The sequence below is a fragment of the Lysobacter sp. K5869 genome (genome assembly GCF_018847975.1).
Classification (GTDB): Bacteria; Pseudomonadota; Gammaproteobacteria; order Xanthomonadales; family Xanthomonadaceae; genus Lysobacter.
The window spans coordinates 3,136,480-3,151,688 of record NZ_CP072597.1; the positions used below are offsets into that span (position 1 = coordinate 3,136,480).

At 65.3% G+C, this 15,209-nt stretch carries 5 protein-coding genes; all 5 read left to right on the top strand.

Going from position 1 to position 15,209, the window contains the following annotated elements:
- Window positions 1–60: 60 nt before the first annotated feature.
- The 5 genes from J5226_RS13625 (at window position 61) to J5226_RS13740 (ending at window position 15,071) form a co-directional block, all read left to right on the top strand.
- On the top strand, window positions 61–2,217 hold the full coding sequence (locus J5226_RS13625; protein WP_215835043.1) for a type I secretion system permease/ATPase: 2,157 nt from the start codon (window positions 61–63) through the stop codon (window positions 2,215–2,217).
- Window positions 2,218–2,223: 6 nt separating this feature from the next.
- Entirely contained in the window at window positions 2,224–3,645 is a 1,422-nt protein-coding gene (locus tag J5226_RS13630) for an HlyD family type I secretion periplasmic adaptor subunit (RefSeq protein ID WP_215835044.1), read from the top strand.
- Window positions 3,646–3,694: 49 nt separating this feature from the next.
- Window positions 3,695–4,471: a hypothetical protein gene (locus J5226_RS13635; protein WP_215835045.1), complete on the top strand. Its 777-nt coding sequence runs from the start codon at window positions 3,695–3,697 to the stop codon at window positions 4,469–4,471.
- A gap of 42 nt (window positions 4,472–4,513) precedes the next feature.
- Entirely contained in the window at window positions 4,514–14,470 is a 9,957-nt protein-coding gene (locus J5226_RS25430) for a calcium-binding protein (RefSeq protein WP_255322789.1), read from the top strand.
- A gap of 322 nt (window positions 14,471–14,792) precedes the next feature.
- The gene (locus J5226_RS13740) at window positions 14,793–15,071 is read left to right on the top strand and encodes a hypothetical protein (protein ID WP_215835046.1); all 279 of its coding nucleotides are present in this window, start codon (window positions 14,793–14,795) and stop codon (window positions 15,069–15,071) included.
- Window positions 15,072–15,209: the final 138 nt, after the last annotated feature.

Here is a 15,209-nt window from a genome sequence, read left to right on the forward strand (position 1 = left end):
ATTATGTTCGGGGATGGCACCCTGGTGGTGCCCAATTTTTCTAGCAGTAGGTAGTCAGCAATGTCGCAAGGAAGTGCGGCGCTTGCCGTCGTGGGGACGGGCAAGACGTCTGAACAGGAGGACCGCGCGCTCGCCGGTTTGGTCCTGTTGGCCCAGTTTCATGGCATCGCGGCGGACGCGGCGCAACTCAAGCACCAATTCGCGGTCGGCGGCGAGGGATTCGACGAAACCCGCTTGCTGCTCGCGGCAAAGCAATTGGGGCTGAAGGCGCGGATCGGCGACCAGCCGCTCGAACGCATCGACAAGGCGAACCTGCCGGCGCTGGCCTTGCGCCCGGACGGCGAGGCCTTCGTCGTGGCCAAGGTCGGCCCCGACGCGGTGCTGATTCACGACCTGGAACAGAAACGTCCGCTCAAACTGAGCCGGGCCGAGTTCGCCGAGCGCTACGCCGGCCGCTTGTTGCAGGTCGCGTCGCGCGCCTCCGTGCTGGGGGAACTGGCCAAGTTCGATTTCAGCTGGTTCGTGCCGGCGGTGGTGAAGTATCGCCGGCTGCTGACCGAAGTGCTGGTCGTTTCTTTGTTCATCCAGCTGTTCGCCCTGGTCACGCCCTTGTTCTATCAGGTGGTGATGGACAAGGTGCTGGTGCACAACGGCATGACCACCCTACACGTGATCGCGATCGGCCTGGCGACCATGGCCGTATTCGATGTGCTGCTGTCGGGGATGCGCACCTACGTGTTCGCCCATACCACCAGCAAGATCGATGTCGAGCTGGGGGCGCGGTTGTTCCGCCACATCCTGGCGTTGCCGCTGGCGTATTTCGAATCGCGCCGGGTCGGCGAGACCATCGCCCGGGTGCGCGAACTGGAGAACATCCGCGCCTTCCTCACCGGTCAGGCATTGACCAGCGTGCTGGACTTGCTGTTCACCGTGGTGTTCTTGGCGGTGATGTTCTACTACAGCGGCTGGTTGACTCTGATCGTGCTGATCTCGCTGCCGCTGTATGCGCTGTGGTCGGCGGCGATCACGCCGGTGCTGCGCAAGCACCTGGACGAAAAGTTCGCCCGCAGCGCAGAGAACCAGTCGTTCCTGGTCGAGACCGTCAACGGCATCGGCACGATCAAGGCCAACGCGGTCGATCCGCGCGTGACCCGCACCTGGGACAACCAGTTGGCCGGCTACGTCGGCGCGGCGTTCCGGGTCACGCGTCTGGCCACGATCGGCCAGCAGGGCGTGCAGTTGGTGCAGAAACTGGTCAGCGTCGCGATTCTGTACTGGGGCGCGCAGCTGGTGATCCGCGGCGAGCTGTCGATCGGCCAGCTGATCGCTTTCAATATGCTGTCCGGTCAGGTCGCCGCGCCGATCATCCGGCTGGCGCAGTTGTGGCAGGACTTCCAGCAGGTCGGCATCTCGGTCGAGCGTCTGGGCGACATCCTCAATACCCGCACCGAACTGCCCGGCAGCCGCATGGCGTTGCCGCCGATCCGTGGCCGCATCACCTTCGAGAACGTCGCCTTCCGCTATCGCCCCGACGTGCCCGAAGTGTTGCAAGGCATCGATTTGGACATCGCCGCGGGCGAGGTGATCGGCATCGTCGGACGCTCCGGTTCGGGCAAGAGCACGCTGACCAAGCTGGTGCAGCGGCTGTACGTGCCGGAACGCGGCCGGGTGCTGATCGACGGCCACGATCTGGCCTTGGCCGATCCGGCCTGGCTGCGCCGGCAACTCGGCGTGGTGCTGCAGGAGAACTTCCTGTTCAACCGGTCGGTGCGCGAGAACATCGCGCTCAGCGATCCGGGCATGCCGATCGAGCGGGTCATCCATGCGGCCAAGCTGGCCGGCGCGCACGAGTTCATCGTCGAACTGCCCGAAGGTTACGACACCAAGGTCGGCGAGCATGGCACCGGTCTCTCCGGCGGCCAGCGCCAGCGTATCGCCATCGCCCGCGCGCTGGTGACCGACCCGCGCATCCTTATTTTCGACGAAGCCACCAGCGCGTTGGACTACGAGTCCGAGCATGCGGTGATGGGCAACATGCAGGCTATCTGCAAGGGCCGCACGGTACTGATCATCGCCCATCGACTGTCGACCGTTCGCCGCGCCAACCGCATCGTCGTGGTCGAGAAGGGGCGGATCGTGGAAAGCGGCAGCCACGCCGAACTGGTGGCGCGGGCCGACGGCCACTACGCCTACCTGCACCGCTTGCAACAGGGCTGAGCCGCCATGAAACATATCTTTCAAGGCGTCGGCGATTTCGCCGCGCGCTACGCCCGAGTCTTCAAGGCGGCCTGGTCGGTGCGCCATAGCTTCGACGCGCCGCCGCGCAGCGCCGACGAACTGGCGTTCCTGCCCGCGCATCTGGAACTGATCGAGACGCCGCTATCGCCGCTGCCGCGCTGGACCATGCGCGCGATCGTGGCGCTGTTCGCCATCGCCTTGCTGTGGGCCTGCATCGGCCAGTTGGACATCGTCGCGGTGGCGCAGGGCAAGACCGTGGTCGGTTCGCGGACCAAGGTGGTGCAGCCGGCCGAAACCTCGGTGGTGCGTCGGATCCTGGTCCGCGACGGCGAACAGGTGAAGCAAGGCCAGTTGCTGATCGAACTCGACGCCACCGCGACCGCGGCCGATTACGAAAAAGCCGGGGAAACCTTGGTCAACGCGCGTTTGGCGGAGCTGCGGCTGAGCGCGTTGGCCGCGGCATTGGACGGGCGCGGCGAGCCGACGCTGTCGGCCGATGCTTCCTTGCCGCCGGTGCGGTTCCGATCCGAGCAGCAATTGGCGACCAGCGAATTCCAGGCCTTCACCGCCAAGCGCAGCAACCTGGAGGCGGCGGTCGGCCAGCGCCAGGCCGAGCTGCAAACGGTGCGCTCGATGATCGGCCCGCTGGAGCAGAACGCGATCATCGCCAAGGGCCGCGCGGAGGATTACGGGCGGCTGGTCGAGGGGAAATACGTCGGCCGCCACGAATACTTGCTGCGCGAGCAGGAGCGCATCGCCGCCGAGCGCGATCTTGCCGCGCAGCGCAGCCGCTTGCACGAAACCCAGTCGGCGTTGGCCGGCGCGCAGGAGCAGCTCAAAGTGCTGATCGCAGACACGCGCCAGCAGACGCTCGACGAATTGCGCAAGGCGCGCGAACAGGTGCAGCAGTTCGCGCCGGAAGTCGCCAAGACCGGCCAGCGCGACCGGCTCATGCAACTGCGCGCGCCGGTGTCCGGCACCGTGCAGCAGTTGGCCGTGCATACCGTTGGCGGCGTGGTCACGCCGGCGCAACCGCTGTTGGCGGTGGTGCCGTCGGAAGAAGCGCTGGAAGTCGAGGCGACCGTGCTCAACAAGGACATCGGCTTCGTGCGCCCCGGCCAGACCGCGACGGTGAAGATCGAAAGCTTCCCCTACACCCGCTACGGCTACCTGACCGGCACCGTCGAAAGCGTCTCCCACGACGCCGCCCAGGACGAAAAGCTCGGTCTGGTGTTTCCAGCGCGGGTGCGGCTGTCGAAGGCCTCGTTGAACATCGACGGCGTCGAGGTGCGGCTGACGCCGGGCATGGCCCTGAGCGTGGAGATCGGCACGGGAAAGCGGCGGGTGATCGATTACGTGCTTAGTCCGCTGCGGCAGCATACGGGCGAAGCGTTGCGGGAGCGGTGAGGCGGGACAAGGATGCTGCGAAGCGCGAAGCCGGCCAAAGAGAAGGGCTATGTCCAGCAACGTTGTATTTAGAGCTTCAATAGGGATGGGCCTTTTGTCGTTGTTTTGCGCATGTAGTGACGTGCAGCGCGAACGCGATATCGCCGACGAAGAAAAGGTCGCGCCGGTGCATATGCCGAAGGTCGCTTGCCCACGGGGACGCGATGAGTCCTGGGCCTACGTAACGGTGGGCAAGACACTGTTCAAGCTTCCTCGGGCACCGGCCGCCCGTGTACATGTATCCGGCGATGTGCGGGCAGCGACCGAACAAGAAGACGACCTGGGGAAATGCGTCGAGAAGCCCCGACCCGTCCAGAATTTAGGGTTGACCGAACTTTTGACTGCGGCAAGTAGCGAACCTCATTTTCCCGAGGTGAGGCGTGTCCAGGATCTGGCGTTGGTGGGAATCGCGGACGGCGCGCCTGCGCTGCAAGATTCATTTCTTTATCTGGTGCGCAACCAATCCCCTGGGGAGCGCTGCTTGACGGTGCCGGGTGGGTTCGAGACATGCGGACAGCCCCAGTTGCTCGCACAACAAGAACGGCCGACGGCCTACCGCGCACGATTGGATGTCTATACGGCCCCGGAGGGGCGAATTTATGTCGTTCTTTGCGGCTTCGGTCCGAGCATTTCTTCGGACGACTGTAGGGTTAACTATAGATTGGGGGCGAGCGTAAGTCTGGAATATCGTTTCAACAGAAAAGAGTTGCCGCTCGACAAGCTTATTGGCGTTGATCGGGTTTTGAGGGGAAAAGTGGATGCGCTACGCGTCGGCGAATACCGCTGATCACTGTATCCATATATTTTTTACTTACCAAGGACAAGGAAAGTGACTCTTAACGTTACCTATGATCGTGGCTATGGCGGATTTTCGCTCAGTGCGGATCAGCTGAATCAGCTTGGCCAGCTGTATCAGGTCCAGCAGAAAAGATTTGAAGATAAAGTGGATGAGTTGGGTCTGGGGACTCCGATGTATCAGATGATACTCGGATTCATAAGCGATACCGTGACTACGACGACGTATGGTCCGGCCGGATCGCTCATAACCAAAACAGAGTTGGTCCGGAAGGACGGTGTCGACGAGTCCGTGTGGCAATGGATCGCAGGCGCTGTGGATATCAATCGCGCAGAAGGCTTCTACGCGGACTTCATTCGCGATTACACCAAGATTCAATACAAAATGCGGATTGGGCCGCCGAGCGGCAAGGAAGGCGACACCGAGGCGGATCAGAGCGCTAAGGCGGAGGAGTTAAACCAAAAAGCGTCGAACATGATCGCGCTTAATCTTGTCTCCGACCTGATTAATTACAATGGACGACTGCCTGATCTCAAAGGTCTGGGGGCCATTGATGCCGGTGCGGCCGCGTCCTCAGTGTTCGAGAAGCTCGGCCCCATAGTCGGTGGCGATTACGCCCCTTGGGCCGGCACATTGCTGTTCCCGTTCCTCGGTGGCGATAATTTCTATCGTGATCTTTTGCTGTCTCGCGAACGAGTCGAGGCGGATATCCAGTCCGGCGTGGACGAGAACGGGAATCCGATTTATAAGAAAACGGTCGTAAAGCAGCTTGAGGGGACTTACGACCTCATCGCCGCTATGTCGGCATCGCGCGCGGCGGCGCAGAGTTCGGCGCGGGGGAATCTGCGGGATGCCATAATGAGTCTGTTCGCAAAGCTTCCGGGTGGAGATCAGAAAGACCTTATTAAGGAAACAACCGAGTTTTTCAACAAGTACTACGGTCTCGGCGAAAACGATTACAAGATCGGCGAGCAATTGCTGTTCGATCACTATAATTTCTTCGAAGCCACCTTTACCGGGCAAAACTTTATCGCGGGAAGCTACCAGGACGACAAGACGCTCGCCGGAACCTTCAGCGACGACATTATTAACGCAGGGCTAGGCGATGACACCATTCTCGCCTCGCATGGGCGCGACCTGATCGACGGCGGCGACGGCATCGACACAGTCGATTATCGCTCGCTGTTCGCGGATCAGCGCGTGGTCCTGGATGCCGGTCTGGCTGGCGACGCGGCCTACAAGTACAAGTTCAAAATCGAGCAGAGCGGTTTCGAAAGCGACCCGGACGGCAATCTGCAGTCCATGGCGGTGCCTAACGCGCAGGTGTTCGGCGTCGAGCGCTTGACGCTCGGCGGCGGCAGCGACACGCTGAAGATCGACAGCCTAGACGCGAGCAAGCTGCAAGGCCTGGAATGGATTGACATGGGCGGCAACTCCAGCCGCACCGGCGACGTGCTGGATCTGCGAGGAATGTCCGAGGCCGTCGATATCGGCCGCGACGGCGATGGCGCCGCCGTGCTCAAAAGCGCTTCTTCCAGCGCTAATGGTCTGCTGGTGAAAGGCGTGGAGACCATTCGCGCCACCGCCTACGCCGACCGGATCGAAGGTGGCGGGCGCGCCGATATCATCTATGCCGGCGACGGCGACGACGAGATCGTCGGCGGCGGCGGCGCGGATCGTCTGTACGGACAGGGCGGTTCCGACAGCCTGCGCGGCGGCGAAGGCGCGGACTATCTCGAAGGCGGCGCGGGCAACGACAGCTATTACTTCTCGTCCGCGGATTCGAGCGCGACCGACACGATCGTCGACTCCGACGGTGCCGGCCGCGTCATCGTGGACGGCGAGGCGCTGTCGAGCGATGGCTTCGAGCGCGTCTCCGACGCATCCTGGAAGCGCGCCGACGGTAAGTTCCGAGTGACCAAGGTCGAGAACGACGGGCGCACGTTCCTGGTGATCTCGGTGGTGGCCACCGGCGCGAACATCGTCATCAACGACTGGGTCGACGGCGCGCTGGGCTTGAGTTTCGCCGCCAATCCGACCAACCCCGGCGACGGCTGGATCGAGAAGACCGGCGGCAGCGGCGCGGACGCGCTGGACACCCACGCGATCGACGAATCGCAGTGGGTCAACCACTTCGACCGGCGCCATCGGATCGGCGGCGGCGGCGGTAACGACAGCATCTCCGGCGGCTATCTCAACGATGAGCTCGACGGCGGCGACGGCGCGGACTACATCACCGGCGGCGCCGGCGCCGACATCATCCACGGCGGCGACGGCAACGACTTCATCAGCGAATCCGACATGAGCGTCAACTGGGCGCCGACGGTTCGGGTCCAGCGCGAATGGGGCTATGAGGACGTGCCCACGGCCGACTATCTCGCCGAAATGGCTGCGCAGTACCCGGACAGCTTCGTCGCTCGAGGGGCGGCCTGGATGTTGCGCAGCAACGGCGCCGACAAGAACGATGCTACCTCGCTTTATCGCAGCGCCTTGCTCGAGGGCTTTGCCCAGAACTATTACTACAACCCGGATCAGCGTCGCGACGAAGGCGATTACATCGACGCTGGCGCCGGTTCGGACATCGTCGAGGCCGGCGGCGGCGCCGACGTGGTCAAGGGCGGCACCGGCAACGATGTGCTGGCCGGCGGCAGCGACGGCGACCACATCAGCGGCGACGAGGGCGACGATGTCATCTTCGGCGACCGCATCCGCGGCAGCCTCGACAGCTATGCGCCCGAGATCGAAGTGACCGGAAACGATCTGTTGTTCGGCGGCGCGGGCAACGACAAGGTGTACGGGCAGGGCGGCAGCGACATCATCTCGGGCGGGGAGGGCGACGACGAACTGTACGGCGATCGCTACGACAATGATCCCAACGCCACCGACGCGGTTCGCGAAGCGCCGGGCGACGATGTCATCGACGGCGGCGACGGCGACGATAAGATCTTCGGCAATGCCGGCGGCGATACCTTGCGCGGCGGCAACGGCAACGACTACATCGAGGGCGACGATCGCGTGACCGCCGGTGCGCAGCACGGCGACGACGACATCGACGGCGGCGCCGGCAACGATCGGATCTGGGGTTGGGGCGGGTCCGACACTATCGTCGGCGGCGACGGCGACGACATTCTGGTCGGCGATGCCGCGACCGAAGACCTGGCCTTGACCTTCCACGGCGACGACCGCCTCAGCGGCGGAGCCGGCCGCGACCAACTCATGGGCGGCGGCGGCAACGATTCGCTCGATGGCGGCGAGGACGACGATCTTCTGGCCGGCGACCAAGGCAACGACACCCTGCTCGGCGGCGCCGGCAACGATAAGCTGCAGGGCGGCGAGGGCAACGACTCGCTCGACGGCGGTACCGGCAACGATCTGCTGGCGGGCCAGGCCGGCGACGACATCCTCTTCGGCGGAGCCGGGGACGACGAACTGCAAGGCGGCGACGGAGCGGATGCGCTCTACGGCGGCGACGGTGCCGATCGCTTGTTCGGCGAAGCCGGTAACGACCTCATGGACGGGGGAATCGGTAAGGACGAGTTGTTCGCGGGCGCGGGTGCGGACACCGTGCTCGGCGGCGAGGGCGACGACAAGCTGTTCGGCGAGGCGGGCGACGACGTGCTCGCCGGCGGCGGCGGCAACGACACGATCGAGGGCGGGGAAGGCCGCGACACCATCGACGGCGGCAGCGGCAACGATTCGGCCTGGGGCGATGCGGGCGACGACCAACTGCTCGGCGGCGACGGCGACGATCTGCTCGTCGGCGACGATACCGGTTTGGCGGCCGCGCAACACGGCAAGGATTATCTCGACGGCGGCGCGGGTCACGACCGACTGTACGGCCTGGGCGGCGACGATACCTTGAACGGCGGCGCCGGCGACGATGTGCTGTTCGGCGACGATTTCGAGCGTGCCTTCAGCGGCAACGACCGCCTGTCCGGCGGCGATGGCGCGGACTATGTCGATGGCGGCGCCGGCAACGACGTGCTCTCCGGCGATGTCGGCAACGACACGCTCGAAGGCGGGGACGGCGACGACCTGCTGATCGGCGGCGCGGGCGACGATCAACTCAACGGCGGCCGCGGTAACGACCGCTATTCGCTCGAGTCCGGCTTCGGTCACGACCGCATCGTGATCGGCGGCAATCAGCCGGGCAGCGACCGGATCGAGTTCGGCAGCGGCATTTCGGCGTCGGATCTGTACTACCAGAACGTCGGCGCCGACTTGGTCATCACCGTCACGACGACCGGCGATACCGTCGCCATCGTCGGTTTCTTCGGTCCGGACGCCGACATCAGTCTGAACTTCCTCGACGGCACGTCGCTGAGCTACCAGCAACTGCGCGATCAGCTCAATGTCGCCGCGCCGGTGATCGGACAGGATACCGACGACGTCATCTACGGAACCGAAGGCGCCGACAATATTTACGGCCAGGGCGGCAACGACACGCTGTACGGATCGGGCGGCAACGATTTCCTCAGCGGCGGCAGCGGCAACGACACGCTCACCGGTGGACAGGGCGACGATACCCTGGACGGCGGCGCTGGCAACGATGCCTATGTGTTCCACGCCGGCTTCGGTACCGACGCGGTTTTGGGCCTCGAGGATTCGGACTCGGGCGCGGACACCATCCGGTTCGAGTTCCCCTATAAGGGTTCGAATCTGCGCTTCGGCGTCGGCGGGCCGCAGGACTTGGTGCTGCTGTTCGATAGTTTCGGCGGAACCGATCGGCTGCTGTTGTCCGGCTTCATGGCCGCCGGAAGTCGCCATGTCGTCGAGTTCAGCGACGGGGTGCAGTTGTCGTTCGACGGTACCGAGCTGGTGTACGGCTACAACGGTTCGCTCGGCGGCGACGACTATCGAGGCACGTACCGCAACGACCGTATGAACGGCGGTGCCGGCAACGACACGATGTATGGCTGGTACGGCGACGACACCCTAGACGGCGGCGACGACAACGACGACGTCAACGGCGGCGAGGGCGACGATACCTTGCTCGGCGGTGCCGGCAACGATCTTCTGCGGGGAGAGGGCGGCAACGACATCCTCATCGGCGGCGCCGGCGACGACGCGATGATCGGAAACCGGGGGAGCGACACTTATCGTTTCGAACGCGGCTTCGGCAACGACAGCATCTCGAATGTCGACGTCAACGGAGACAACGGCGGCGGTTACGACGTAGTGCAGTTCGGTCAAGGCATCGCGCCCTCCGAAGTGCTGCTGCGCCGCGTGGTGGAAGAGGGCAACGGCGACAATCTGGTGCTGTCCCTCGCCGACGGCAGCGGCACCGTGACCATCAAGAACTACTTCGCCGACGACGGGCGTTCGGCCTACGCGGTCGACGAGATCCGCTTCGCCGATGGAACGTCCTGGGACATGGATGCGGTCAAGGCCGCGGTCCTGCGCTCCAGCGACGGCGACGATACCCTCGTCGCTTTCTCTAGCGACGATGTGGTTGCCGGTGGCAACGGCAACGATACTCTCGACGGAGCGGCCGGCAACGATGTGCTCGACGGTGGCGCCGGCGACGATGTGCTGATCGGTGGCCGTGGTCACGACGTGTACCGTTTCGGCCGAGGTTCCGGCCAGGATTCCTTGGTCCGCGTGCTGCCCGCTTCGCACGGCGAGTGGGGCCAAGAGCATTACATCGCAGTGCTGAATGAGCTGTCGGAGGGCATCGACGTGGTCGAGTTCGGCGCGGGCGTGGCCGAATCCGACATCGCTTTGCGCCGCGAGAACAACGACTTGGTGCTGTCCATCGTCGGTACGGACGATGTCCTGCGCATTCCGCACTACTTCGGTTGGAGCGACGACGGCAACGGCGGCGGCGACGATGGCGGCGGTCCGCCGGCATTGGCGGCGGCGCGTTCCATGCAGGATGCGGACGGCGCGCTTGCGAACGGTTACCAGGATCTGACTGTGGAGTTCTTCCGTTTCGCCGACGGTACGGTCTGGGACCGCGAGCGGGTCGCCTCGTTCCTCAGCGCCAACGGCAAGTTGGCGACCGAAGGCGACGACATCCTGTACGGCGACGACGGCGACGCGGATCCGGGCGTGCTGTCCGGCCGTGGCGGCAACGACGTGCTGTACGGCACCGAAGGCGACGATGTGATCGACGGCGGCGCCGGCGACGACATCCTGGAAGGCGGCCAATTCCGCAGCGGCGCCGATGTCTACGGCAACGACGTCATGCGCGGCGGCACCGGCAACGACACCTACCGCTACGACCGCGGCAACGACGTGATCGACAACTCGGTCGAGGCGGGCCAGGAGAGCGGTTACGACGTCGTCGAACTCGACGCCTACTCCGACGAAGTCGAACTGGAACGCGTCGGCGGCGATCTGCTCGTGCGCAACGTTTACGACAGTTCGGTGCTGACCGTACGCGACTACTTTTCGCGTCCGGAGCAGGCTATCGCCGAGATCCGCTTCGCCGACGGAACGGCGTGGACCGGCGCGGACATCGCCGAGCGGGCCGCAGGTCCCGGCTTGGTCCTGCAGGGGAGCGACAACGGCGAATCGCTGTCCGGCTATGCGGGCGCCGACGTGATCCATGGCGGCGGCGGTCGCGATACGCTGCGCGGGCAGGTCGGCGACGATCGCTTGTTCGGCGAAGCCGGCGACGACGAGTTGTTCGGCGGCCGCGGCGACGACGTCCTCGACGGCGGTGCCGGCGACGACAGTCTGGATGGCGGCGAGGGCCGCAATACCTACCGTTTCGGCATCGGCTACGGCAACGACTATGCGACCGACGCCGGCGACGGCGCGGTGATCGAGTTCGCCGAAGGCGTGACCCTGTCGAACCTGATCCTGCAGGGCTTGAGTTACGACCAGCCCGGCGTATCGGTGCGGCTGCGCGGCGGCTCCGACAGCCTGACCCTGAACGGGTCGATGCCGGTACAGCTGCGTTTCGCCGATGGCAGCGTCTACGGCGCCGAAAAGATCGCCGAGCTGATGCGCACGTCGGCGACCGAAGACAACGATACGCTGATCGGGGGAGCCGGCGACGACGTCTTGTCCAGCGGACTGGGGAGAGACTATCTCTATGGCGCGGGCGGCAACGACAGGCTCGACGGCGGCGCGGGCGACGACACCCTGCTCGGCGGCGACGGTACCGACACCTATGTGTTCGGCCGCGGCTACGGCATGGACCAGATCCGAGACCAAGACGACGATTCGATCCTGCAGCTCGGACCCGACATCGCTCCCGATCAGATCGCACTGGTCTCCAAGTACTACAGCGACGGTCACGCACTGCGCATTCTGGGCACGGACGATGTGCTGCAGCTCGATGGGCAGCGTCTCGCGCAGATCCGCTTCGCCGACGGCACGGTCTGGAACCGGGAACAGATCCGCTCGGCGTTCTTGGCCACCGGCTCGGGCAACGACGACGTGCTCGGTTTCGACACCGACGACACGCTGCTCGGTCAGGCGGGCGACGACCGCCTGTACGGCGGCGCCGGCGACGATGTGCTGGAGGGCGGCGCGGGCCGCGACTTCGCCTACGGCGGCGCGGGACGCGACGTCTACCGGTTCGGGCGCGGCTCCGGCGAAGACAACATCGGCGACAGCGGTCCGGGCGAGCTCAGTGTGATCGAACTCGGTTCGGGCATTTCGGCCCAGGACCTGGCATTCGAAACCGACGGCTGGGGGTTGAAGGTCAGCATCGTCGGCACTGAGGACGTGTTGTACGTTGGCGATTTCGCCTTCGTCGACGATGCCGCGTCGGGGTCGACCTATGAGTTCGCATTCGCCGACGGCACCCGCTGGACCGCGGCCGACGTGCGGGCGCGGTTGCTGGCCGGCAGCGCGGGCGACGATAGGATCGTCGGCTTCGAGTCGGGCGACCGCATCGATGGCGGCGGTGGCGACGACGTCATCGAAGGCCGCAACGGCAACGATCGCCTGTACGGAGACGCGGGCGCGGATCGCCTGCTCGGCGGCGACGGCGACGACACGTTGACCGGCGGCGACGGCAACGACGCGCTGAGCGGAGAAAGCGGCAACGACGTCCTCGACGGCGGCAGCGGCAACGATGAACTCTACGGCGGCTACGGCAACGATACCTACCGCTTCGGCCGGGGCGACGGCCGCGACACCGTCGTCTACGAGTGGGGCTACTACCGCGCGTTGGACGACGTCGATACGCTCCAGCTCAAGGACGGCATCGCTCCCGCGGACATCGTCGTCTCGCGCAGCGGCTACGATCTGATCGTGGCCATTTCCGGCGGCGAGGACAGCGTCACGATCAAGGATCATTTCTTGGCCGACGGCGAAACCGCGATGGCGCTGGACGCGATCCGCTTCGCCGACGGAACAGTGTGGACGACCGCGCAGATCGCTAACCGGCTGGCTTCGTCCACCGAAGCGCCCGATCCGGACCCCGAGGAAGACGCCAACGGCTTCGACATCCGTTACAACGATCATCGCTTCTATACCGATCTGGGCTCGTCGGAAGACGACGAGATGACGACCGATGCGCGCTTTAAGGGCGTTTCCGGCGGCGCGGGCAACGACAGGCTCTTCAGCGGCACCTACGACGACGGTCTGTTCGGCGGCGCTGGCGACGATTACCTGCAAGCGGGGTTGTACGGCAGCCAGCTCTACGGCGGCTCGGGCTGGGACAGCCTGTACGGAAGCATCGCGACGGACTACTTGTACGGAGGCTCGGGCAACGATTTCCTCGACGGCAAGGGAGGCGACGATGAGTTGGGCGGCGGCCGCGGCCACGACACCTTGTTCGGCGGCTTCGGCGACGACGGACTCTCCGGCGGCGAGGGCAACGATAAGCTGTGGGGCGATGAGGGCAACGATGAGCTCGAGGGCGGAGAGGGCAACGACTACCTGGCGGGCGATGAAGGCGACGACACTCTGCTGGGCGGTAGCGGCAGCGATACCTTCTACTTCGGCGTCGGTTTCGGCCGCGATCGCATCCTGTCGGAAGGCCGTTGGCGCCAAAGCGAAGAACGCCGCGGCGAAGCCACCACCGACACGGTCAGCTTCGGCGTCGGCATCGCCCAAGACGACATCGCGCTGCGCCGCGACGGCCGCGACTTGATCCTCAGTCGCCGTAACAGCTCCGATCAGCTGATCATCGAGGAGTATTTCGATGCCAGCGGCGCGCACGACACCTTCGCGATCGACGTGTTCCGTTTCGACGACGGCAGCCAGTGGGGCTATGAGCAGGTCCGCCAGCGTCTGTCCACCGGCGGCAGCGGCAACGACACCATCGCCGGATTCGCCGTCGACGATGTCCTGTCCGGGCTCGGCGGCAACGACGTGCTGTCGGGTCTGGACGGCAACGACCGCCTGGAGGGCGGCGATGGCGACGACCTGCTGTCGGGCGATGCCGGCAACGACGCGCTGGTGGGCGGTTCCGGCAACGACGCGCTGTTCGGCGGCGCCGGCAGCGATTCCTACCTGTTCGATCGCGGCTTCGGCCACGACCGGATCTCGGACTATGTCGATGCCGGCGCTGCGGGCGATATCGACGAGATCGTGTTCGGGGCCGGCATCTCGGCGACGGAATTGCAGTTGTCCCGGATCGGCGACGATCTGCGGGTGGCCTTGGGCGACGGCACGGACGCGGTCACCGTCGCGTCCTACTTCGTCTCGCACAGCCAAGGCAGCTTGCCCAACGCCATCGAACGCATCCGCTTCGCCGACGGCACCGTCTGGAACCAGGACGATGTCGCCGCCGCGGTCGGCGGGACCCCGGCAAATGCCGCGCCGCCCGCGCAGGCCGCTTCCGCCGCGTACGCGCCGGAGGCGGACAAGCCGATGTCGTGGCGCGAATGGAGCGCGCATCAGCCCAGCGAAACGGTGGTGCGACGCGAGTTGCAGTCGCTGATCGTGGCGATGGGGCAGCCGTTGGCGGTCGCGCCGGCGACGCGCGACGCACAAGCCGATTCGACCGCCGGGTTGTTGGGTGTCGCGTCTGGCTTCGCGGAGTTCGAGCATACCCAGCGCTCGGCGGGTGGCCTGGTCTTGTAACGCCGGCTGAGGCATCGGCCGCCGGGGCGTCAGATGCGCCCCGGCGGCGGAACGCCCTCGCGTAAGTTTTCATTGAGCCCCGCTTCGGCGGGGCTTTTTTGTGGCTCGACGGTATCGGCGGCGATGTCTCGAGCCGCCGCCGGTTGCGGGTCCTGCGACCGCCGCAGCGCAAACTGCGCCGCCCCGACCGCTTGCCATCGCGGCGCATAGAAGGAGAACTCGAACTAGGCGGCGGATCGGCCTTCACCGATTCGCCATTGCGGTTTCACTTTTTTTGCTTCGATGGGGGCCATGCGCCGCCCGCGACACAGGCAATGACGAAATGCGCATAGACGTATTCGCGGCAGGCGACAGCGCGGCGTATGTGGTTGCGCCGTCCGACAGTTGGCTGCCCCTGGACGGAATGAAAGCGCTAGGCACGCCGCGTTTCGGCTGGGCCATCGACAGCACGATAGGGCGGCCGATGCTGGACTGGCGCGTGATCGGCAACGATATCGACGCGCGCGGCTACAGCATCGCCGCGTCCACCGGCTCTAAGGCTTACTGGCGCTGCCGCAGCAGCATCTGCGCGCGATTTGTCGCGAGCCCGAGCACGACTTGAGCGGCGGTGCGGCGTCTTCGTCTGGTGACGCGACGCAGTAGGTGTTGTGACGTGGTCGCGGCGTGCGCCGCTCCTACAGGCGGCTCAGATCGATCCGCAGCCCCTAGGAGCGGCGCAAGCCGCGAGCGCGAACCTGCC

Coding starts and splice junctions, on each gene's coding strand:
- J5226_RS13625 (WP_215835043.1), top strand. CDS start 61: ATGTCGCAAGGAAGTGCGGCGCTTGCCGTCGTGGGGACGGGCAAGACG.
- J5226_RS13630 (WP_215835044.1), top strand. CDS start 2,224: ATGAAACATATCTTTCAAGGCGTCGGCGATTTCGCCGCGCGCTACGCC.
- J5226_RS13635 (WP_215835045.1), top strand. CDS start 3,695: ATGTCCAGCAACGTTGTATTTAGAGCTTCAATAGGGATGGGCCTTTTG.
- J5226_RS13740 (WP_215835046.1), top strand. CDS start 14,793: ATGCGCATAGACGTATTCGCGGCAGGCGACAGCGCGGCGTATGTGGTT.